Origin of the sequence: Rhodanobacter sp. 7MK24 (genome assembly GCF_014842995.1) — a bacterium.
In the GTDB taxonomy this organism is placed as follows: Bacteria; Pseudomonadota; Gammaproteobacteria; order Xanthomonadales; family Rhodanobacteraceae; genus Rhodanobacter_A.
Map to the genome: position 1 here is coordinate 40,401 of NZ_JACYXL010000006.1, position 21,092 is coordinate 61,492.

The 21,092-nt window shown below is 66.2% G+C and carries 18 protein-coding genes and 1 other RNA gene; 7 read left to right on the plus strand and 12 right to left on the minus strand.

The annotated features are described in order from the left end of the window. Window positions 1–4: 4 nt before the first annotated feature. From dgoD to IHE49_RS11285, 6 genes are all read right to left on the minus strand, one after another. The gene (gene dgoD, locus IHE49_RS11260) at window positions 5–1,153 is read right to left on the minus strand and encodes a galactonate dehydratase (protein ID WP_192157892.1); all 1,149 of its coding nucleotides are present in this window, start codon (window positions 1,151–1,153) and stop codon (window positions 5–7) included. Continuing rightward, complete coding sequence (locus IHE49_RS11265) at window positions 1,150–1,779, minus strand: 2-dehydro-3-deoxy-6-phosphogalactonate aldolase (RefSeq protein ID WP_192157894.1); 630 nt, start codon at window positions 1,777–1,779, stop codon at window positions 1,150–1,152. The genes dgoD and IHE49_RS11265 overlap by 4 nt, the downstream gene beginning before the upstream one ends. Next, on the minus strand, window positions 1,773–2,705 hold the full coding sequence (locus tag IHE49_RS11270) for a 2-dehydro-3-deoxygalactonokinase (RefSeq protein ID WP_192157896.1): 933 nt from the start codon (window positions 2,703–2,705) through the stop codon (window positions 1,773–1,775). Before IHE49_RS11270 ends, IHE49_RS11265 begins: the two co-directional genes overlap by 7 nt. Continuing rightward, window positions 2,702–3,409, minus strand: a complete 708-nt coding sequence (locus tag IHE49_RS11275) for a FadR/GntR family transcriptional regulator (protein ID WP_192157898.1) — start codon at window positions 3,407–3,409, stop codon at window positions 2,702–2,704. The genes IHE49_RS11270 and IHE49_RS11275 overlap by 4 nt, the downstream gene beginning before the upstream one ends. 205 nt (window positions 3,410–3,614) lie before the next feature. Further along, window positions 3,615–5,015, minus strand: coding sequence for a cytochrome c peroxidase (locus tag IHE49_RS11280; protein ID WP_225578385.1), 1,401 nt, complete (start codon window positions 5,013–5,015; stop codon window positions 3,615–3,617). A gap of 83 nt (window positions 5,016–5,098) precedes the next feature. Next, entirely contained in the window at window positions 5,099–6,841 is a 1,743-nt protein-coding gene (locus IHE49_RS11285) for an alkaline phosphatase family protein (RefSeq protein ID WP_192157900.1), read from the minus strand. A 248-nt stretch (window positions 6,842–7,089) separates the two neighbouring features. Between IHE49_RS11285 and IHE49_RS11290 the strand changes: the two genes are divergently transcribed. The 5 genes from IHE49_RS11290 to IHE49_RS11310 all read left to right on the plus strand — a co-directional run bounded on the left by IHE49_RS11290 (window position 7,090) and on the right by IHE49_RS11310 (window position 16,032). Next, window positions 7,090–7,506 carry a hypothetical protein gene (locus tag IHE49_RS11290; protein ID WP_225578386.1) on the plus strand — a complete coding sequence of 139 codons (417 nt, stop codon included), beginning with the start codon at window positions 7,090–7,092 and terminating at the stop codon, window positions 7,504–7,506. A gap of 173 nt (window positions 7,507–7,679) precedes the next feature. After that, window positions 7,680–9,596, plus strand: a complete 1,917-nt coding sequence (locus IHE49_RS11295) for a chloride channel protein (protein ID WP_192157902.1) — start codon at window positions 7,680–7,682, stop codon at window positions 9,594–9,596. A 235-nt stretch (window positions 9,597–9,831) separates the two neighbouring features. After that, window positions 9,832–12,789, plus strand: coding sequence for a TonB-dependent receptor (locus IHE49_RS11300; protein WP_225578387.1), 2,958 nt, complete (start codon window positions 9,832–9,834; stop codon window positions 12,787–12,789). 260 nt (window positions 12,790–13,049) lie between these two features. Beyond that, complete coding sequence (locus IHE49_RS11305) at window positions 13,050–14,618, plus strand: glycoside hydrolase family 30 beta sandwich domain-containing protein (protein WP_192157904.1); 1,569 nt, start codon at window positions 13,050–13,052, stop codon at window positions 14,616–14,618. A gap of 55 nt (window positions 14,619–14,673) precedes the next feature. Further along, window positions 14,674–16,032: an alkaline phosphatase family protein gene (locus IHE49_RS11310; protein ID WP_192157906.1), complete on the plus strand. Its 1,359-nt coding sequence runs from the start codon at window positions 14,674–14,676 to the stop codon at window positions 16,030–16,032. A 485-nt stretch (window positions 16,033–16,517) separates the two neighbouring features. Here IHE49_RS11310 and rpiA read toward each other — a convergent pair whose 3' ends face one another. From rpiA to IHE49_RS11340, 6 genes are all read right to left on the minus strand, one after another. Next, the gene (rpiA, locus tag IHE49_RS11315) at window positions 16,518–17,159 is read right to left on the minus strand and encodes a ribose-5-phosphate isomerase RpiA (protein WP_192157908.1); all 642 of its coding nucleotides are present in this window, start codon (window positions 17,157–17,159) and stop codon (window positions 16,518–16,520) included. 34 nt (window positions 17,160–17,193) lie between these two features. After that, window positions 17,194–17,649: an EVE domain-containing protein gene (locus IHE49_RS11320; RefSeq protein WP_192157909.1), complete on the minus strand. Its 456-nt coding sequence runs from the start codon at window positions 17,647–17,649 to the stop codon at window positions 17,194–17,196. Then, on the minus strand, window positions 17,646–18,254 hold the full coding sequence (locus tag IHE49_RS11325; RefSeq protein ID WP_192157911.1) for a 5-formyltetrahydrofolate cyclo-ligase: 609 nt from the start codon (window positions 18,252–18,254) through the stop codon (window positions 17,646–17,648). Before IHE49_RS11325 ends, IHE49_RS11320 begins: the two co-directional genes overlap by 4 nt. Window positions 18,255–18,315: 61 nt before the next feature. After that, window positions 18,316–18,502, minus strand: a non-coding RNA gene (gene ssrS, locus IHE49_RS11330) — 6S RNA. A gap of 12 nt (window positions 18,503–18,514) precedes the next feature. Further along, window positions 18,515–18,865 carry a cell division protein ZapA gene (locus IHE49_RS11335; RefSeq protein WP_192157913.1) on the minus strand — a complete coding sequence of 117 codons (351 nt, stop codon included), beginning with the start codon at window positions 18,863–18,865 and terminating at the stop codon, window positions 18,515–18,517. A 4-nt stretch (window positions 18,866–18,869) separates the two neighbouring features. Beyond that, complete coding sequence (locus IHE49_RS11340; protein WP_192157915.1) at window positions 18,870–19,109, minus strand: TIGR02449 family protein; 240 nt, start codon at window positions 19,107–19,109, stop codon at window positions 18,870–18,872. Window positions 19,110–19,186: 77 nt separating this feature from the next. On the opposite strand from IHE49_RS11340, the gene IHE49_RS11345 reads away from it, so the two are divergent. Both IHE49_RS11345 and IHE49_RS11350 read left to right on the plus strand, forming a co-directional pair. Continuing rightward, a complete protein-coding gene (locus tag IHE49_RS11345) occupies window positions 19,187–19,753 on the plus strand; it encodes a UPF0149 family protein (protein WP_192157917.1) in 567 nt (188 codons plus the stop codon). Between the two features lie 20 nt (window positions 19,754–19,773). After that, entirely contained in the window at window positions 19,774–21,090 is a 1,317-nt protein-coding gene (locus IHE49_RS11350; RefSeq protein WP_343227573.1) for an aminopeptidase P N-terminal domain-containing protein, read from the plus strand. Window positions 21,091–21,092 lie beyond the last annotated feature (2 nt).

A 21,092-nucleotide genomic window follows, 5' to 3' on the forward strand; every position in this document is an offset into this window, starting at 1 on the left:
GCGCTCACCACTCCGCCACGCTGCCGTCGGCGTGGCGCCAGACCGGGTTGTGCCACTGGTGGCCCACCTTGGCGCGCTCGGCCACATAGGCCTCATTCACCTCGATGCCCAGACCCGGGCCTTTCGGCATGCTCACGAAGCCATCGGCATAGGCAAAAACGTTGCGGTCGGTGACGTAGTCGAGCAGGTCGTTGCTGGCGTTGTAGTGGATGCCCAGGCTCTGCTCCTGGATGAAAGCGTTGTGGCACACCGCGTCCAGCTGCAGGTTGGCGGCCAGCGCGATCGGCCCCAGCGGGCAGTGCAGCGCCAGCCCCACGTCGTAGGCCTCGGCCATCGCGGCGATCTTGCGCGTTTCGGTGATGCCGCCCGCATGCGAGGGATCGGGCTGGATGATGTCCACGCCGCCGATCTGCAGCACGCGCTTGAAGTCGTAGCGCGAGTACAGGCGTTCGCCCAGCGCGATGGGCGCGGGCGAGATCGCGGCCAGCTCGGGGATGCACTCCAGGTATTCGGAGAGCACCGGCTCCTCGATGAACATCAGCTTGAACGGTGCGAGCTCGCGCATCAGCACCTTGGCCATCGGCTTGTGCACGCGGCCGTGGAAATCCACGCCGATGCCGATGTTGCCACCCACCGCGTCGCGGATGGCCTGCACGTTTTCCAGCACGCGCTCGACCTTGTCGTAGGTATCGATGTACTGCAGTTCCTCGGTGGCGTTCATCTTCACCGCGGTGAAGCCGCGTGCCACGGCGTCCTGCGCCGCCTTGGCTGTATCGGCCGGCCGGTCGCCGCCGATCCACGAGTACACGCGGATGCGGTCGCGCACCGGGCCGCCGAGCAGTTCGTGCACGGGCTTGCCGAGGTCCTTGCCCTTGATGTCCCACAGCGCCTGGTCGATGCCGGCAATGGCGCTCATCAGCACCGGGCCGCCGCGGTAGAAGCCGCCGCGGTAGAGCACGCTCCAGTGGTCCTCGATGTGGCGCGGATCCTTGCCGACCAGGTAATCGGACAACTCCTCCACGGCGGCGGCCACGGTGTGTGCGCGGCCTTCCACCACCGGCTCGCCCCAGCCGCTGATGCCGGCGTCGGTGTCGATGCGCAGGAACAGCCAGCGCGGCGGCACCTTGTAGACGGTGAGCTTGGTGATCTTCATGCGTGTGTTTCCAGGGAATGCCAGGCCTGCGCGAAGGCGCTGGCGCGTTGTGCAGTGTCGTCGAGGGTGCGACCGGGGGCGTACAGCGCCGAGCCGATGCCGAAACCGGCAGCACCCGCGGCCACCCACGGCGCCATGTTGTCGGGTGCGATGCCGCCCACCGGCAGTACCGGCACCTCGCGCGGCAGTACCGCGCGCCAGGCCTTGAGCACGGCCGGCGAGGATTGCTCGGCGGGGAACAGCTTCAATCCGTCGGCACCGGCGGCGAGTGCGGCGAAAGCTTCGGTAGGCGTCGCCACGCCGGGCACGCAGAGCAGGCCGGCGGCCTTGGCGGTGCGGATCACCGTGGTGTCGGCATGAGGCATCACGATCAGGCGGCCGCCCGCGTTCGCCACGGCTTCGACCTGTGCCGGGGTCATCACGGTGCCCGCGCCCACCAGTACATCGCTGCCCAGCGCATCGGCGAGCAAGGCGATGCTGTCGAACGGTTGCGGCGAGTTCAGTGGCACTTCGAGCACGCGGAAGCCGGCGTCGACGATGGCGCGGCCGGTGGCTACGGCTTCGCCGGGCGCGAGGCCGCGCAGTATCGCCACCAGCGGCAAAGGTTTGAGCCAGGGCGTCAGCATGCGCGGGATTCCTCGTGATGGACGGGAACAAGGCCGGCCTGCATCGCCAATTGCCACAGGCCACGCGCGGCGGCATCGGCGATGGGCGGCGGCAGCGTGATGTCGAACTGCGCGGCGGCGCGGCGATAGCGCTCGCACAGCGCGGCTTCGCCAATCAATTGCAGCGGCGTGTCGCGGCAAGCGAGGCCGTCAGCCAGCGCGGCGCGGAATTCCTCGCCAATCAGCAGGCCGGAGAGATAGTCGGGCACGGACGCGGGCGCCAAAGCGCCATCGAGCATCAGCGCGCGCGCGGAGAACAGACGGCTCAGCGCGCCGGCCGCGCCGCTGTCACGTGCCATGCCGACACCGCGCTCGAAGGCTTCGGCATCGTTCGCCGCCTCGGCTCCGGTGGCGCCGAGGATGGAATGCTGCCGCAGCATGGCGAACAACTCGCCGGTCATCTGGGTGCGGAAGCCGGTTACCGCGCCGTCGCGCACCGCCGCCCATTTGCTGTGCGTGCCGGGCAGGATGACGGTGGAGGTCGCGGCCAATTCGGGGTGCAGCTCCAGTGCACCGATCAATTGCGTTTCCTCGCCGCGCATCACGTCGGGCCCGTGCGGGTCGCGCAGGCCGGGAATCAGATGGACGTCCATGCCGTCGGCTGCGCGCACGGCACCGATCGCCTTGGCGAGCTGCGATGCGCTCGCGGGCAGGTCGAGATAAGGCATCTCGCGCCAGCCGTTGCGGCTGCCGACCATGCCGCAGGCCAGGCGTGGCAACACGGGCCAGCCTGCGGTGATGTCGGCCAGCGCGGTGTCGTAGCCGCCTTCCGGCAGGTGGCGGATGCCCCAGGGGCGCATCCGCGTTTCGTCAAGCTGGCCCATTCCGTCGAAACGGAACGCACGCAGGCTGCTGGTACCCCAGTCGAGTGCGATCAGTCCGCTCATGCCTTCTTCGCGTGACGGCGGATGTTGCTGCGCGAGTCGGCCACCATCTTGTGCATTGCTTCGCGCGCCACTTCGGGTTGCCGGCGGCGGATGGCGTCCAGCACCTTCTTGTGGTGCGGCAGCGAATACTTGAAGTCGCTGGCTTTGCGCGCCGACAGGGCCAGGTAGCTGCCCAGCGCCGTCTCGATCACCGAGAACAGCGAGATCATCAGTTCGTTGTGCGTGGCATGCAGCACGGCCTCGTGGAAGGCCAGGTCCGCCACGGACCATTCCTCGCGGTCGGTCGAGGCGGCCATGGCTTCGTAGGCGGCCTCGATGCGGCCGAGCTGGTCGGCGGTGCGGCGGCGTGCGGCGGCGGCGGCCGCCGCCGGTTCGATGATTTCGCGCATTTCCGCCAGCTTTTCGACGAAGTCGTCGGTGGGCATGGAGGCGCAGCGCCAGGCCAGCACGTCAGCGTCGAGCTGGCTCCAGTGGACGGTGTCGCGCACGCGGGTGCCGGTTTTCTGGCGCGATTCGATCAAGCCCTTGGCGGACAGGACCTTCATTGCCTCGCGCAGAGCGGTGCGGCTCACCTTCATGTGCTCGGCCAGCAGCTCCTCGCGTGGCAGGTTCACGCCGGGCGCGATCTCGCCACTGACGATCAGCCGGCCCAGCTCCTGCACCACCTGGCCATGCAGGTTGCGCACCACGACGGGTTTCACCATGCCTGTTCTCCCTGCCGCGGCCGCGCTTTGCGGTCTCGGGCATTATTTGTACTACATAATATTACAGCAAGTCGTGAAGCCGCGTTAACTTGTCGGCCCCAACCAGCATGCCGGTCCTTAAGGCGAAAATGCATAAGGCCGGACCGGCGGACACAAGACGGCCCGCACCGGCAAGCGGTGCGAAAGAGCGGAATGCCGTTGCAGCTTACCTGTCCGGCGCGCCGTGCGCCTGCGCTGCGTCGCCGTCGTCCAGCGTGTGCAGGAAGGCGATGACATCCCGGATGTCTTGCGCGGTAAGCGGGGCCGGGTCGCCCTCGTGGTGGTTGAACGGCGCGTCGGCGGTGTCGACGTTGGCCTGGTAGGCGGCCGGCAGGTCGTCGTAGAGCTGCGGTTGGCCATGCGCATCGCGCGGGTAGATCTTCCCCGGCGCGACGCTGCGCAGGTTGTAGAAGTCGAGCACCTGCACCAGCGAGTGGTAGACGCCGTTGTGGAAGAACACGGCGCGCCGGTCCACATTGCGCAGAGTAGGCGTGAGGAACATGCCGCAGTATTGCGTCTGCGCAGCGAGATCCTTGCGGAACGGCCCGCAGATGCCGAGGTCGTGGAAATGCGGGTCGCGGTTGACTGCCAGCGCGGTGTTGCGTGGCACGCCCAGTGCCTCGTACTGGGTGTCGGTGAACAGCGGCGGCAGGCCGTCGCGCGTGGGCTGGCTGAGGTGGCAGGCGGCGCAATTGCCTTTCGCGGGGTCGTCGAACAGGCGCAGGCCGCGCATTTCGGCGGGCGTCAGGCGGGCCCGCCCTTGCAGCCATGCATCGTACTTGCTGGTGAAGGGATGAAAGGACGGGTCTTCGGTCTCGAAGCGACCGATGGCGAACATGGCTTCGTCGATGAGTTGTCGCGGATCGTTGGCGATGCCTTGCCCGAACAATTGGGTGAAGGCCCGGCGATAGCGGCTGTGCTGCAGCTTCGCGGCCACCCTGTCCATGTTGGGGTTGGCCATTTCCACCGGATTGAGGAGGGGCAGATAGGCCTGCCGTTGCAGCGAATCGGCGCGGCCATCCCAGAACAGGCCGCCCTGCGGCACCATCGCCGGGCTGGCGGGCGTGGCGTCGGCCTGTTTGGTGGCGCGGGAGTCGCTGCGCGCGGAAGCGGCCAGCGCGTTGAGGTTGGGTGCCACGTCGTCGCCCGAGGTATCCGGGCCGATGCTGAAAGGTCGTTGCCGATACAGGTAGGCCAGCGAAGGCGGCGGCCGGTAGCCGACCTTGCGCAGATCCACGCCGCCCGGTTGCACGGCGAGGGCATTGGGCGGGTTGTAGCTGTACGCGGGGCTGTGGCACGACGCGCAGGACTGCCTGCCCGAGCCCGACAGCATGGGATCGAAGAACAGTGCCTTGCCGAGTTGCGCGACGGCGCTCAGCGGCTGGGCTTTTGGCAGGCGCAGGTGGACGGGGTGCGGATTGCTGCCGTCGCCGCCCTGTGGTCTGGTTGTCTGGTTGAGGAAGGCATAGCTGGTCAGGCAGCCGAAGGTGGCCGCCATGCCCAGCATCAGCCTAGTCAGACGATGCGATTTGCGCGTGGTGCCGGGAGTGGTTGGGTCGACCTGCATCGTGGTGCGCGTTCTCTGATTTCCCGAAGAAGCTGAAGTTGGCCCCTCTCCCGCTTGCAGGAGAGGGGCCGGGATGGCTCCCGTCAGGAATGCCAGCGCCAGCGCTTGTCCACCGGCAAGCCGGTCTCGGGATCCAGGATCAGGCGCGGCGTCAGGTCGAACGCACGGCGGCGGAAATCGAACATGCCCATGATGCTGCCGGTGGTGGCATCGTTCGAGCCCTGGCCGATGCGCTGGCCGTGCAGCCAGTTGTCCTCGATGAAGCGCACCACCGAGGCCTGCGTGACCTGCGTGTCGTCCACGTAGTTGCTGCGCGCCCACGGCGAGATCACCAGGAACGGCACGCGCGTGCCGGGGCCGCAACGGCCGTTGACCGTGCCGCCGTTCACGCCCACGCCCTGCTTGGCGCCTTCGGCATTGCACACGCCCGCTGCGTTGAGCTGGTCGGCACCGATGACCGAGCCTTCCCTGGTGGCGGCGTCGAAGGACGACGTCGTGGGCGCGGCGTAGCGGTGGTCGTACCAGCCGTCGGAGTCGTCGTAGGTGATGATGACGGCGGTGCTGTCCCAGTCGGGCTGGTGCTGCAGGAAGTTGAGCACCTTCACCACGAAGGCCTGCTCGTCCAGCGGATCCGAATTGCCCGGATGCGCGTCGCCCACGGCGGGCGGCTTGATGTAGCTCACCGACGGGAAGTTGCCGGCCGACACAGCCCTGAAGAAGTCGTTGGCGTCGTACTCGTGGTGCACCGGCGTGGCGGTACCGTCCTTGTCGTCGGTGCGTCCGATTTCCTCCAGCGAGGTCGGGCGCGTGTGCGCCGGATTGGACGTGCTGGCGTAGTACTGGAACCAGTTGTGGTGCGGCACATAGTCGGAGACGGTGGCATCCAGCACGCTGGAATAGGTGCTGCGCGTGCAGCCGGTGCTGCCGTTCTCGTTGGTGGCGGCCAGGTCGAAGCCGCCCATGAAGCCGCCCCAGGTGATGTGCCCGGCGTTGAGCAGGTCGCCGATGTTCTTCGACGTCATCTGCACGGTGTTGCTGGTGGACGAGCAGGTGTCGTAAGCCGGGTCGGTGTCGCCGATCAGGCTGAGGCCACCCTGCGTGTCGGGCACGGTGGCGGCCGAGCCCAGCACCACTTTGGCGCCGTTGTTGGTGCCCGATACCACGGCGATCGCGCCCGGCGTCGAGGGGCCGTAGGTGTCGGTGTAGGCGTTGTCGTCCATCGCGAAGTTCTGCGCATAGTTCCACATCGCGGTGACCGTGTTGCCGTCGAAGTAACCCATCACCAGGCCGTGCGTGCCGAACGCGCCGGTGGTGGTCACCGTGTTGTTGCCGGTGTAGGCGGGGAAGCGGTCGGCGGCGCCGTTGTCGTAGGCAAGCTGTTCCGGCGTGTAGCTGTGGTTCTGGCCTTCGGTATTGGCCTGCGTGCGATCGAGGCGGAACGGGTTCACCGCGTTGACGCCGTTGGCCAGATTGGACTTGTTCGGGTTGTCGTTGAGCAGCGCCGGCGTGAGGCCCTGCACCTGCGGAGTGAAGGGCCGAGCCTTGAAGGCAGGTTCGCCGGACGGGTTCGCGGCCACCGGGTAGGTGCCGAAGTAATGGTCGAACGAGCGGTTCTCGTCGAAGATCACCACCAGGTGCTTGATCGGCGTGGCGGTGGGGATTTCGTCCTGCGGCGAGCGTTGCTGGCCCGGCCAGGAGGAATGCGGAAAGTCGCCCGCATCCCGGTTCGTGGCGGGATCGACCTGTGCATGAGCGGCGAGCGCGAATCCCATGATGGCGATCGACGCAGGCAGCAGGGCCTTGCGGAACAAGCGAAGACTGGACATCTGGCAACTCCCGGAGTGGATGCGGCGGCACGAGGCGGATAGGGCGCCTCCCCCGTGTGGATTTCCCCCTGCAGCAAGCCCTGCGGCACGCTGCGCGCGTCACCGGGCATGTGCGGGATTGCACCACTCTTGTATGAAGATTCCGGGACAGCAAAAGCCTGCGACACCGGCTGAACCATCGGTTACGCTTGCGCTGGCGCCGTGCCAGAGGGGCCGCGGCGGTTCACGGGATAACAGGGGAGAAAGCCATGTTGGGGATGTCGATGTTCGGCGCGTTTGCGGGCGTGGGATTGCTGATGGGCTTGGTGGGACTTGTGGTCGTGGTAGTGGTTTCCGCGTTGCTGCTGAGCCTGGCGTATCGGCTGGTGGTCGGACACATGCCGTCCTTCGCGCGGGCGCTGGGCACGGTGCTGGCATCCTGGCTGGCTTCGGTGGTCGTATCGCTGATCCTGCATGGCGGCGCGGGCCACCTGCTGTCGTTCGTGGCGCAGTTCCTGGTGGGTGCGCTGGTCATCAACCTGCTGTTGCCGGGACAGGACGGCAGTCAGGTCGGCTATGGCAAGGCCTGCGTGGTGCAACTGGTCTACATGGTGATCTTCTTCGTGCTGGCCTTCGTGCTGGCGCTGCTGTTCGGAGGCATGATGCTGGCCATGCTGCATCACTGATGCTTTGATGTTCTGCACGGCAATAAGGAGGGCAGGCGTGAGCCTGCCCTCCTTTTGTTTGACGCGCACGGCTGAAGCGCGTTCCGACACGCTGGGTCGCAAGAACACGCGGCTTCGGTTTGTACGGGCCGCGGCGTAGAATTCCCGCCTTTGAGTCCTGACGGATCCTTCCAATGACCTCCCCGGCTGACCAGTCCCTCGGCCACACAGACGTGCGCACCCAGGGCAGCACCGACGCGTTGCCGTTGTCGCCCGCGCTGGGCGTGACGCTGGATGCGGCGAAGATGCCGCGCCGCTCCACTCTGGTGGATCGCCGCGTGTTGCGCATTACTGCGGTGTCGGTGGTGCTGGGTATCGGCGCCGCGCTGATCGCGAAGACCCTCACGATGCTGATCGGCCTGATCACCAACCTGGTGTTCTATGGCCGCGTCTCCACGGCATTCTCCTCGCCTGCTGACGCGGTGCCGCACCTGGGTTGGTGGGTGGTGCTGATCCCCGCGCTGGGTGGCGTGGTCGTGGGCTTCATGGCGCGCTGGGGTTCGCGGGCGATCCGCGGCCACGGCATTCCCGAGGCGATGGAGCAGGTGCTGCTCAACGAATCGAAGATCCCGCCGCGCATCACCTTCCTCAAGCCGATTTCCTCGGCCATCGCCATCGGTACCGGCGGCCCGTTCGGCGCGGAAGGCCCGATCATCGCCACCGGTGGCGCGCTGGGCTCCTTCGTCGGCCAGGTGATGAAGGTCACCGGCAGCGAACGCAAGGTGCTGCTGGCGGCAGGTGCGGCGGCGGGCATGTCGGCGATCTTCTCTTCGCCCATCGCGGCCGTGGTGCTGGCGGTGGAGTTGCTGTTGTTCGAACTGCGCCCGCGCTCGCTGATCCCGGTGTCGCTGGCCTGCGTGACCGCCACCGGCATGCGCTATGTGCTGATGGGCACCGCGCCGGTGTTCGCGATGCCGGTGCTGGCCTCGCCCGGCGGCTGGGCACTGGCGACCTACGTGCTGGTCGGCGCGGTGGTCGGCCTGATCAGCGTGTGGACCACGCGCATCGTCTACGGCATCGAAGACTGGTTCGAGAAGCTGCCGATCCATTGGATGTGGTGGCCTGCGCTGGGCGGCCTGGCGGTGGGTGTGATCGGCTACTTCGCGCCGCTGACCCTGGGCGTGGGCTATACCAACATCGAGGACATCGTGAACGGCAGGCTGACGCTGGCGGCGCTGGCCTTCCTGTGCGTGATGAAGTTCCTGTCCTGGTCGATTTCGCTGGGCAGCGGTACGTCCGGTGGAACGCTGGCGCCGCTGTTCACCATCGGTGGCGCGCTGGGCGCGATGATGGGCATCGGCGTGGCCGCGCTGGCACCGCACTTCGGCGTCGACCCGCGCATCGCCGCGCTGGTGGGCATGGCAGCGATCTTCGCCGGTGCCTCGCGTGCGCTGCTTACCGCGGTGGTGTTCGCGTTCGAGACCACCGCGCAGCCCGCGGGTCTGCTGCCGCTGCTGGGCGGTTGTGCCGCGGCCTACCTGATCTCCGCGCTGATGATGCGCAACACCATCATGACCGAGAAGATCGCGCGCCGCGGCGTGCGTGTACCTGCCGAATACGCGGCCGACTACCTCGACCAGGTGGCGGTGGGCGATGCCTGCGCGCGTGACGTGGTGACGCTGAAGACGACTCAGGCGCTGGCCGAAGTGCGCCACTGGTTCATCGAGGGCACGCCGGAAACCCAGCACCAGGGTTATCCGGTGGTGGACGAGCAAGGCCTTGTGAAGGGCGTGCTCACGCGTCGCAGCCTGCTCGATCCGCAATGGCATTACACCTTGACCCTGGGCGAGCTGGTCACGCGTCCTCCGGTAGCGGTGACCGAGGATCACTCGCTGCGCGAAGCCGCCGACCATATGGTGGCCGAGGACGTGGGCCGATTGCTCGTGGTCAGCAAGGACGATCCGCACAAGCTGGTCGGCTTCCTCACTCGCGGCGACATCCTTGCCGCGCACGGGCGCCGCCTGCGCGAGGCGCGCCACTCCTCGCGCTACCTGCGCTTCCGCGACGGCCTCAGGCCGCGGCCGGAAGAAGCGGTGGCCTCCCGCCACTGAGCACGAAGCACGACGTTCAACGGCCCGCGAGGGCCGTTTTTCGTGATGCGCGTCCGCTACGGCGTGAGCGCCGGTTTGCGCATGCGGACAAAGATCGTGGATGCTCAGGGGGCAACGTCGCGTGGATCGCGGCCCGGAATAGGGGCGGGTCACTTTCTTCACGGCGCTGTGAACGTCGCGAGGCGTTAACTAGGGATGACCACACGACAAGAATCACTTTGGGGAGGCAAAGCGGATGAATCGTCGCGAAAATCAGGGATCTATGGAGAAGGGTGCCGCGTTGCAGCGGCGCAGGCTGGTCGTGGCATGCACAAGCGCGTGGCTGTTGGTCGCGCCAGGCACCGCAGTGCTGGCGCAGGATGCCTCGGGGCAGTCGTCGTCGACTCAGGCCCAGCCGAATCAAGCCCAGTCGGGCCAGGCTACACAGCAGCCGAAGAATACGAAGCCGCAATCCAAGGCGGAGAAGCAGAAGAAGGTCGAAGCCAGCCAGCTCGGTGCCGTGGTGGTGAACGGCATCAGCAACAGCATCCAGAGTGCGTTGGACACCAAGCAGAACTCCGACGACATCGTCGAAGCGATCTCCGCCGAAGACATCGGCAAGCTGCCGGACGTGAGCATCGCCGACAGTCTGGCACGCTTGCCGGGCCTGGCCACGCAGCGCGTGGATGGGCAAGCCAGTGCGATCTCGATCCGCGGCCTGTCTCCCGATTTCGCGGGCACCACGCTGAATGGCCGCGAGCAGGCGACGATTGGCGAGAACCGCGGCGTGGAGTACGACCAGTACCCCTCCGAACTCATCAACGGCGCCACGGTGTACAAGACGCCCGACGCCAGCGTGATCGGCCAGGGCCTGGCCGGCACGGTGGACCTGCAGACCATCAATCCGCTGGACCTGTCCAAGCGCACCATGGTGTTCAACCTGCGCGGGGAGCACGACAGCGACGGCAACCTCAATCCCGGCACCGGCACGGGCACCACCGGCCATCGTGCGAGCTTCTCCTACATCGACCAGTTCTTCGACCACACGTTCGGTGTGGCCATCGGCTTCGCGCAGCTCGACCAGCCGATCCAGGAGAAGCAGTACCAGGCCTGGTGGTGGGGTGCCGACAACGGTAGCGCGGGCATGGACCAGAACTGGGGCGCGCGTACCATGCCGGGCATGCCGGACAACGTGAACGCGCAACAGGGCATGCAGTTGCGCGCGCAGTCGCAGGACGAGAAGCGCAACGGCCTGATGGCCGTGCTGGAGTGGGCGCCCAACGAGACCTACTACTCGAAGCTGGACATGTACTACTCCACCTTCAACAAGAGCGAGTTCACCAACGGCCTGCAGTGGTCCAGCAGTCCCTACGGCCAACCCTACGACAACCTTTCCTACGCGAACGTCGGCACCTCGCCGGGTTCGCCGCTGCCGATCGTGACCTCGGGCACCATGCTCGGCCTGGCGCCGATCATGCAGAACGAATACACCAAGGAGCACGACAAGCTGTATTCGATCGGCTGGAACAACAAACTCTACCTGGGCGACTGGACGACCTCGCTGGACCTGTCCTCGTCCTCGGCGCGGGTGAAGTTGCACGACGCTTACCTGTTCACCGGGCTCGCCAATGGCGGCCTGGCCAACGTGGGCTTCAATACGCCGACGGGCGAGGGTTACCCGGATTTCAGTCCGAACGTGAACTTCGCCGATCCTTCCAGCGTGGTCTTCACCGATCCGGACAACTACGGCTACAACGGCCGCGAGGAGTTCGACCGCCAGGACGACCGCATCGACGCGTTCCGCCTGCAGGCGAGCCGCACCCTGGACTGGTGGATCTTCAGCAGCATGGACCTGGGCTTCGATTACTCGGACCGCACCAAGACCAAGCATGCCGACGTGGACTTCGCGTGGTTGAACGGCAACGGCGATACCGACGGCACCTACCAGTACGGCTACAGCGCACCGATCAACCCGGCCTTCCTCTACAACCCGACCTCGCTCGGTTACGGCGGCATCCCCGGCATCATCAACTACAACGTGCTGGGCGCCATGTACAGCCAGTTCTACCTCACGCCGGAGAACGGGGCGGGCGACTGGAGCCGCAACTACACGATTGAAGAAAAGGTCCCGCTGGCCTACGCCAAGTTCAACATCGACACGGACGTGGCCGGCATTCCGGTGCGCGGCAACATGGGTGTGCAGTTCGTGCATACCGACCAGTCGTCCACGGCGCTGCAGACCAACGGCAACACATTGGTGGGCCAGATCAACGGCGGCACCTCGTACAACAACGTGCTGCCCAGCCTCAATCTGGTCGCCAAGCTGAGCGACACCCAGTACCTGCGCTTCGGACTGGCCAAGACCATGACGCGCGGCCGCATCGACGACGAGAAGGTGTCCTCTTCCGCCGGCGTGTCGAAGATCACCGACGGTCCGCAGGCAGGACAGGTCGTGTGGTCTGGCAGCGGCGGCAATCCCTTGCTGAAACCGTACGTGGCGGTAGGCACCGACATCTCGTGGGAGAAGTATTTCGGCAAGGCCAGCTACGTGTCCGTGGCGGTGTTCCGCAAGAACCTCCTCAACTACATCTACAACAAGACCATCCTGAACTACGACTTCTCCCACTACATCAACAACACGCCGACGCTGACGCCGACCAGCAACTACGGCGCCTTCACCCTGCCGGAAAACGGCACGGGCGGTTCGATGGACGGCCTGGAGCTAGCCGGTTCGTTCGAAGGCGGCTTGCTGGCGGAGGCGTTGGAAGGCTTCGGCATACAGGCCAACTATTCGCTGACCAACAGCACCATCCCGACCAGTTCCATCTCCGCGATTCCCGGCGGACCCAAGACGTTGCCCGGTCTGTCGCACAAGGTGGGAAACATCACCCTGTATTACGAGCGCAACGGGTTCTCGGCACGCATCGCGCAGCGCTACCGTTCCTCGTTCACCGGCGAGGCGGTGGCATTGTTCGACCAGCTCGGGTACACCAAGATCCTGGCGAACCGGCAGACCGACCTGCAGCTGGAATACGACTTCAGCCAGGGGCCGATGAATGGCCTGTCGATCCTGTTGCAGGTGAACAATCTGTTCAACTCGCCGGACGAGACGGTGCAGTACGCCACGCTCGCAAACAATGTGCCGATGACCATGCCGCTGGAATACGACACCTGGGGGCGCACCGTATTGCTCGGTTTCAGTTACAAACTGTGAGCAGTGCGGCCAGGGAGGGCCGTCTGCTGAATCTTCGCGATCAGGGACGATCGCAGGAGACCTCGGATAGTGTGGCCTGGGATGGCCTTCCATTTGATTTGGGCGATCATGGGGGATCGCAAGAACCTGGCCGAACGGCGGCTTGCCGCACGGCGCGAAATCGGGGCAAGCTTCGGCGATTCGTCGCCAGGCATTGCGGTGCGGTCGCAGCAGAGAAATTTTCTTGATTCACAAGGTCAACCGCGTGGCGAGTGTCGCCCATGAGTGAACCGCAGGGCATCTCCGGCCGGGTGGCGGTCGTGCTGTTTGCCCTGCTCACCGCGTGTGCACTGGGCGCGTTGCGCGTGCCCTTGCGCCTGCCGCCCGCGCCCGTGCTGCTGGTGCCGGCGATGCCGGACGGTTCGGAAGTCCAGCTGTGGCTGAGCACCCAGGACCGCAGGCTGCGTCTGGTACGGCAACCGGATATCCCGTTGACCGTGTCGGCCGCGCGCGCGGAACCGCCTGCAGCCGACATCAATATCGATACCAGCCGGACCTTCCAGGCCATCACGGGTTTCGGTGCGGCGATGACGGAGTCGTCGGCGTGGCTGCTGGACCATGCGATGGACGACGACCAGCGCTTCGCCTTCCTGGAAGAGATGTTCGGGCCGCCGCCTGGCCTCAATCTCGACATGACGCGCGTGAGCATCGGCGCCTCGGACTTTTCACTCAAGCCCTACACGCTGGACGACATGCCCGAGGGCCAGACCGACCCCGGACTGACGCACTTCAACCTTGCCGCCAGCCCGCGTGACGTGGTGCCAGCGCTGCGCGAAATGATGGAGATCAATCCGCAACTGCACATCATCGCCGCACCGTGGAGTGCGCCGGCATGGATGAAGACTATCGACGCGCTGAACGGCGGCTCGCTGCAGCCGCAGTACGAGGCTGCCTATGCGCGGTACCTGGTGAAGTACATCGATGCCATGCAGGCGCAGGGTGTCCCGATCTGGGCGTTGACCGTGCAGAACGAGCCGGGTTTCGAACCACTGACCTACCCGGGCATGTTGCTGCCCGGCGACGCCCGCGCACGCATCATCGGGCAACACCTCGGCCCCGCGCTGGCGAGCCGCGATCCGCGGCCGCTGATCCTCGACTGGGACCACAACTGGGATGCACCGGAGCAGCCGCTGACCGTGCTGGCTGACGCGGATGCGCGGCGCTACGTCGACGGCGTCGCCTGGCACTGCTACGCGGGTAGCGTGAGCGAACAGAGTCGCGTGCATAAGTCGTATCCGGACAAGGACGCGTACCTGACCGAGTGCTCGGGTGGCGACTGGGCCTCGGCAAAGAACGGCGAGCTGCTGCTCTTCGCGCGCGACGTGCTGCTGCTGAGCCTGCGCAACTGGGCGCGCGGCGCGGTGTACTGGAACATCGCGCTGGACGAGAAGCATGGACCGCATTCCGGCGGCTGCATCGATTGCAAGGGCATGGTGACGATCGACTCCAAAACCGGCGAGATCCAGCGCAACGACGAGTACTACGCCTTCGCCCACTACAGCCGTTTTGTACTGCCCGGTGCCGTGCGCGTGTGGTCGGACGACACCGGTCCGGACATCCATAACGTGGCGTTCCGCAATACCGACGATGGCTCCATCGTGCTGGTGGTGACCAACAGTTTGAACAAGCCGCGCCATGTCAGCGTGGTGCAGGACCGGTTGTCGTTCGGATACACGATGCCGCCCGAAAGCGTGGCGACGTTTACCTGGAACCCGGGCCTTGCCGCGCACTCGTGGGAGCGTCGCGTACGCGATCTGTTCAACAAGGCGTTGGGCGTCGTCACTCCGTGAATGCGATGGTCGTATTCCGACGGGCCGTGGTTCCTTAATGTAAGGAGGTTGGAATATGAGTTCAGACATCACCGGGTGGCGCCTCCTGGCTGCGGCGACGCTGGCGGCAGGCATCGCCGCCTTGTCGCCAAGCGTGCACGCGACGGATACGCCGCGACCCAAGGTGGTGGTGATCAGCCTCGATGCCTTCGGGGCGCAGAGCCTGCGCGAACCCGAGCTGCCGGCGCCCACCCTGCATGCATTGATGCAACAGGGTGTGCACGCCGCTTCGATGCAGCCGATCAACCCAACCATCACCTGGCCCAACCACACCGCCATGGTCACCGGCGACAACGCCAGCCTGCACCATGTGCTGGTCAACGGCCTGATCGTGGGGCAGCGCGAAAGCACGCCGCCGCACATCGACATGAATGCGGCCAAGTCGAAACTGGTTGCCGTGCCCACCGTGTACGACGCCGCGCACGCAGCCGGCCTGGTCACGGCCGAGGTGGACTGGGTGGCCATCATGGACGCCCCCACCATCGACTGGCGATTCCCGGAAAAGCCGAATCCCGATGGTGCGATCGAGCAGGATCTGGTGAAGCAGGGGATCGTCACGCGCGCCCAGCTGATGCAGTTCGGCGAACCCTCGCAGGCCTGGCGCGACCGCATGTACACGAATGCGGCGGTGGACATCATCCGCAGGCATCATCCCGACCTGCTGCTGTTGCACCTGCTTGCGCTGGACAGCATCGAGCATGAGACCGGCTACGGCAACAACGCGGGGCGCAACACCATCGCCTTTCTCGACGACCGCGTGAAGGAAGTGATCGACGCCGTGCGCGCGGCGGGCGAGCTCGACAACACCACCTTCGTCATCGTCTCGGACCACGGCCAGGAGAGCGTGCACCACCTGCTGAATCCCAATGTGCCGCTGCGCGAGGCCGGCTTGCAGGCCAGTACGGCAAACCGGCCGGCATTTGCCATACCTGAGGGAGGTTTTGCCTTGGTGTTCCAGAAGAACGCCACCGATGACTCGCGGCAGGCATTGAAGAAACTGTTCGCGGGCAAGGCCGGCATCCGCGCGGCGCTGACGCCCGACGCGGCGGCGAAGATGGGTTGGCCGGTGCCGGCGACGAGCGATCAGGCGCCCGATCTCCTGCTCTACCCGGCGAACGATTACGAATTCGACGACAAATACGCCACGCAATACGACGCGCCCACGCTGCAGCGGGGCGCGCACGGTTATCCGAATTCGGAGCCGCTGATGCAAGCCATCTTCATTGCCGCAGGGACGGGTATTCAGGGCAAGGGCGTGGAGATTCCCGCGTTCCACAATGTGGATGTGGCGCCCACCATCGCGCGCTTGCTGCACATCCGGTTTGATGATGCGGAGGGGAAACCTTTGACGGGGATTCTGGCGCCTGGTTACTGAGGTTGCTGGCAGTCCTCTCCCTTCCCGAAAAGGCTCGGGTGAGAGTCCGGACTTGCCTCGGCGTTTCGTTTTGCCTGAATCCTCGGCTCTTGCGGAGCGACGGGCTTTGCACTGCCGCAAGTTTCAAAGCGGTCTCTGTCGCCTGCCGGCGCTCGCTCCAGCCACCTCTCATGGCTGGCCAACGCCACCGCAGCAGCGATGGCGAACGGCAGTCGGTCCGAGAGGCGAGATGCGCGAAAGCTAAAGAGAAGTAGCCAGAGAAGTGACCAAGAGAAATGGCCGGGTTCCATCCGCCGGAACTACGAGCGAGCGGCGTCGAGGACGTTGGATTGACTCCAGCCGACACGGGCCGCAATGCGGTCACGCGGCACCGCCTCTGGAAACTGTGGGCTACCGCGCTCCTCATCCCAGCGAAGGCCGGGATCCGGCGGCGGTGCGGCTTGGGCAAACGTCGTCGCTGCGGTGCGGGATGGGTAGAGGCCGCTTCAGATTTCCTTGTCACCCACCAGCACCACATCCGCCGGCCGCTGCGCGAACAGACCCACGGTGACAACGCCGGCGAGCTGGTTGAGTTGTTGCTCCAGTCCCACCGGGTCGGTGATGCGCCAGCCGTGCACGTCGATGATCCAGTTGCCGTTGTCGGTGGTCACGCCGTCGCGCCACACCGGCTGACCGCCCAGCTTCACGATCTCGCGGCTGACCAGACTGCGCGCCATCGGGATCACCTCGATCGGCAGCGGGAACTTGCCCAGCACGTCCACGCGCTTGCTGGAATCGATGATGCAGACGAACTTCTGCGCCGCCGCCGCCACGATCTTCTCGCGGGTCAGCGCCGCGCCGCCGCCCTTGATCAGGCGCTTGTGCGGATCGCACTCGTCGGCGCCGTCGATGTAGATGCCGATCGGGCCAGTGGCGTTGAGGTCGAACACTTCGATGCCGTGCTGCTTCATGCGCGCGGTGGACTGCTCGGAGCTGGACACCGCACCTTTGATACGGTCCTTCATGCCGGCCAGCGCATCGATGAAGAACGCCACCGTGCTGCCGGTGCCTACGCCCACGATGGCGCCGTCTTCCACGTAGCGCAGCGCGGCTTCGCCGGCCAGTTGTTTTTCGTTCGGGTTGTTCATGCGGGTGTTCCGGCAAGGATGAAAAGGTCGGGGCTCATTCGAGCGTGAGGATGTGCTGCCAATGCGCGGCTTCGACCGGCTGCACCGACAGACGGCTGCCCTTGCGTACCAGCACCATGCCGTCCAGCTCGGGGTCGGCCTGCAGCTCCTTCAGCGTGATGGTGCGCTTGAGCTTCTTCACGAACTTCACGTCAACCAGCATCCAGCGCGGGTTGTCGCGCGAGCTGCCGGCATCGAAATACTTGCTCTTTGGGTCGAACTGGCTGGGGTCTGGGTAGGCGTCGGTGGCGACTTCGGCGATGCCCACGATGCCGGGTTCGGCGCAGTTGGAGTGGTAGAAGAACACCTTGTCGCCCACGCGCATGCCGTCGCGCATGTAGTTGCGCGCCTGGTAGTTGCGCACACCGTCCCAGGCTTCGTGCTTCTTGCGCTTGAGGTCGTCGATGGAGAAGGCGTCCGGCTCGGACTTCATCAGCCAGTGGTTCTTCATGCGGCGGGCTCCGTGGCATGGCAGTCGATCAGTTCGCGGTCGGTGGCGATGTAGTCCAGCGGCACGTCCCACGGTTCCGCATCGAGCTGTTCGACTTCCTGGAAGTCGTAGGCCACGCCCACCAGCAGCGGCTCGGTGGGACGCGCCTGGTCCTTGAGGAAGGCGAAGCTGCGGTCGTAGTAGCCGCCGCCGTGGCCGAGACGGTGGCCGCGGCGGTCGAAGGCCAGCAGCGGCACCAGCACCAGGTCGAGCTGGAACGGCGCGAACCATTCGCGCGGCGCCACCGGCTCGGGGATGCCGTAGCGGTTCGGCGCCACCGCATCGCCATCGCGCCACGGCGCGAAGTGCAGTTCCTTGCCCTTGGCGAGTAGAGGCAACAGGAAGCGCTGGCCGCGTGCGGCCAGCGGCGGGATGACCAGATTCAGCGGCAACTCGCCGCCGGTAGCCCAGTAGCCGGCTACGCGCACGTCGGTAAGGTATTCGGGCAGCTGCTCCAGCGAGCGGCGCAGCCCCTGCGCGGCGGCCATGCGCGCCGGCGGCGGCAAGGCGCGGCGACGTTCGGCCAGTTGCTGGCGCAGTTCGTGGCGACGGGCGGCGGAGTCCACGGGGCTTCTCCATCGAAAAACGCCCCGTCCATCGAACGACGAACGGGGCGTGGAAGAGGTGGCGTCAACCGCGATGCCGCTGCCCACCAAACGACCTTGATCCACGATGGATCAGGTGGGAGGGCGACATGGCCTCAAGGCTTTCCGCACGCGGCGGACATGCACAACGACCGATGAAAAGCCGACCCGGGGCCGTATTTAGGAACAAGGCAAATGTAAGAGTGTGCCGGCGCACACCGCAGAAAACGCCGGAACCGATTTTAGGCTTTCGGGAACAAATCCGCCACCGTTTCACGGTGCAGCGTGTCGGTATTTTCCAGCGCGAACTCCAGTCGCTGCCGCATCGCGGCAAGGCGGTGCGCTGTCTGCTGGCCGTCGCCGCCCTGCTGTTTGCGCAGCGCCAGCAGTTCGTGGGTCATGCTCACCGCAGCAAGTACGGCGAGGCGCTCGAAGCTGGGCGCACGGGCATTGGCGCGCAATTCGCGCATCTTGCGGTCGAGCAGGGCGGCGGCTTCGATCAGTCCCTCGCGCTCTTCCGGCGCGCAGGCGATCAGGAATTCGCGGTCGATCAGCCGCAGTGCGACCGGGTCATTGCTGCCGGGTGTAGTCATTGCTTCAGCCATTGCTTTCGAGCGACTTCAGTCGCTGGATCATTGCCTCGACGCGGCTGCGCGCCTGTTCGTTGCGGGCGAGCAGGCTGGCACGTTCACCCGACAACTGTTCCTGGCTGTGCCGCAGGCTGCGGTTCTCCTCGCTGAGCCGGCGCACGGTGTCGAGCAGACGATCGACCTGGCGGCCAAGCGCTTCCAGTTCAATCTGCACGGGATCGGGCGAGGTGGATTCGGCGGGGTTCATGCGCCGAACTATAACAGTACGCCGTCGCCGAAACGGGCGTGGCGTAGAATGAACATTCGCTCCCAGGGAACCCTGCCATGTCGGCCAATGAACCGCTCAGCCATGACCAGTTGGATGCGCTGATCGTACGCCTGCGGCTGGGCGTGGACGCCAGCGAACTGCACGGCTCGCTGTGCGGTTACCTCGCCGGCGGCGCCAGTTCCAACGGCGGCAAGCTGCTCGCCGCGCTGGAGCTGGAAGGCGTCGAAGATGTCGCGCCATCGCCCGCCGACCAGGCCACGTTGGACGCCTTGCTGCGGCAGTGCCGCGAGGCGCTGGCCGATCCCGACCTCGGTTTCGAACCGCTGCTGCCGGACGGGGACCGCCCGCTGGACGAGCGCGCCGAGGCGGTGGTGGACTGGTGTCGCGGCTTCCTCGGCGGCTTCGGCCTTGCCGGCACCGGGCCGCACGCGAAGCTGTCGGACGACGCGCAGGAAGTGCTGCGCGATTTCGGCACCGTCGCCGCTTCGTCCTTCGATTTCGGTGACAGCGCGGAGGACGAGGATGCACTGATCGAAGTGCAGGAATTCCTGCGCGTGGGCGCGCTGTTGCTGTACACCGAATCCGCTGGCCGCGGCCAGTCCGGCAGCGATCGGTTGCATTGAACGCTGCGCCTGATCGCGGCGTGCCTTCCGCCATCGCGGGCGAGGAGTTCGCGCGTCGCCGCCGCCAGTTGATGGCGATGGCGGGCGAGGAGGCGGTGCTGCTGGTGGCCGCCGCCCCCGAGCGCTTGCGCAACGCCGACGCCACCTGGCCGTACCGGCAGGACTCGGACTTCCATTACCTCGCCGGCTTCCCCGAGCCCGACGCGGTGCTGGCGTTGTTGCCCGGCCGCCTGCACGGCGAGGCGGTGTTGTTCTGCCGCGAGCCCGATGCCGAGCAGGCGCGCTGGCATGGCCCGTCCATCGGCACCGAACGTGCAGTGGCCGACTACGGCATGGACGACGCCTTTCCCATCGAAGACATCGACGACATCCTGCCCGGCATGATCGAGGGCAGAGCGCGCGTGTACTGCCATTTCGGCCGCGAGCCCCTGTTCGACGCGCAGCTGCTGGGCTGGATGCGCCGCTTGCGCCAATTGCGCGGCGGCGGCGTGGTGCCCAAGGAATTCGTGGCGCTGGGCCATCTGCTGCACGACCTGCGCCTGTACAAGTCGCGCGCCGAACTCAAGCTGATGCGCGCCGCCGCCGGCATCGCCGGCGAAGCGCATCTCGCCGCGTGGCGTTGCGCCTTGCAGGGACGCCACGAATACGAAGTGGAAGCCGAGTTGCTGCACGCCATGCGCAGCCGCAGTGCGGTGCCTGCGTTCACGCCCATCGTCGCGGCCGGCAGCAACGCTTGCGTGATGCACTATCAGCACAACCGTGCGCGGCTGGCCGGCGGCGACCTGCTGCTGATCGATGCCGGTGCCGAGCTGGACTGCTATGCCAGCGACATAAGTCGCACCATTCCGGTCAACAGTCGCTACAGCCGCGAGCAGCGTGCGCTGTACGAAGTGGTGCTGGCCGCGCAACTCGCCGCCATCGATGAAGTGCGACCCGGCCGGCCGTTCGACGCCGCGCACCATGCCGCGGTGCGGGTGATCGCCGAAGGCCTCTGTGCACTTGGGTTGTTGCGCGACGATGCGGATGCGGCGATTGCCACTGGCAGCTACCAGCGCTACTTCCCGGCCAAGACCGGGCACTGGCTGGGCCTCGACGTGCACGACGTGGGCGACTACCGCATTGACGGCGCCTCGCGCCTGCTGGAGCCGGGCATGGTGGTGACGGTGGAACCCGGCATCTACGTGCCGCCCGACGAGGCCGGCGTGGACGAACGCTGGCGCGGCATCGGCATCCGCATCGAAGACGACGTGGCGGTGACGCGCGACGGGCACGAGGTGCTCAGCGCCGGTGTGCCCAAGGAACCGGTGGAGATCGAGGCGTTGCTGGCCCGACGCTGAGG

Excerpts from the sequence above, each read along its gene's own strand:
- IHE49_RS11265 (WP_192157894.1), bottom strand. The coding sequence starts at position 1,779 with ATGCTGACGCCCTGGCTCAAACCTTTGCCGCTGGTGGCGATACTGCGC.
- IHE49_RS11295 (WP_192157902.1), top strand. The coding sequence starts at position 7,680 with ATGACCTCCCCGGCTGACCAGTCCCTCGGCCACACAGACGTGCGCACC.
- IHE49_RS11340 (WP_192157915.1), bottom strand. The coding sequence starts at position 19,109 with ATGAACCCCGCCGAATCCACCTCGCCCGATCCCGTGCAGATTGAACTG.
- IHE49_RS11275 (WP_192157898.1), bottom strand. The coding sequence starts at position 3,409 with ATGGTGAAACCCGTCGTGGTGCGCAACCTGCATGGCCAGGTGGTGCAG.
- IHE49_RS11305 (WP_192157904.1), top strand. The coding sequence starts at position 13,050 with ATGAGTGAACCGCAGGGCATCTCCGGCCGGGTGGCGGTCGTGCTGTTT.
- IHE49_RS11285 (WP_192157900.1), bottom strand. The coding sequence starts at position 6,841 with ATGTCCAGTCTTCGCTTGTTCCGCAAGGCCCTGCTGCCTGCGTCGATC.
- rpiA (WP_192157908.1), bottom strand. The coding sequence starts at position 17,159 with ATGAACAACCCGAACGAAAAACAACTGGCCGGCGAAGCCGCGCTGCGC.
- IHE49_RS11345 (WP_192157917.1), top strand. The coding sequence starts at position 19,187 with ATGTCGGCCAATGAACCGCTCAGCCATGACCAGTTGGATGCGCTGATC.
- IHE49_RS11320 (WP_192157909.1), bottom strand. The coding sequence starts at position 17,649 with ATGAAGAACCACTGGCTGATGAAGTCCGAGCCGGACGCCTTCTCCATC.
- IHE49_RS11335 (WP_192157913.1), bottom strand. The coding sequence starts at position 18,865 with ATGACTACACCCGGCAGCAATGACCCGGTCGCACTGCGGCTGATCGAC.
- IHE49_RS11310 (WP_192157906.1), top strand. The coding sequence starts at position 14,674 with ATGAGTTCAGACATCACCGGGTGGCGCCTCCTGGCTGCGGCGACGCTG.
- dgoD (WP_192157892.1), bottom strand. The coding sequence starts at position 1,153 with ATGAAGATCACCAAGCTCACCGTCTACAAGGTGCCGCCGCGCTGGCTG.
- IHE49_RS11290 (WP_225578386.1), top strand. The coding sequence starts at position 7,090 with ATGTTGGGGATGTCGATGTTCGGCGCGTTTGCGGGCGTGGGATTGCTG.
- IHE49_RS11270 (WP_192157896.1), bottom strand. The coding sequence starts at position 2,705 with ATGAGCGGACTGATCGCACTCGACTGGGGTACCAGCAGCCTGCGTGCG.
- IHE49_RS11300 (WP_225578387.1), top strand. The coding sequence starts at position 9,832 with ATGAATCGTCGCGAAAATCAGGGATCTATGGAGAAGGGTGCCGCGTTG.
- IHE49_RS11280 (WP_225578385.1), bottom strand. The coding sequence starts at position 5,015 with ATGCAGGTCGACCCAACCACTCCCGGCACCACGCGCAAATCGCATCGT.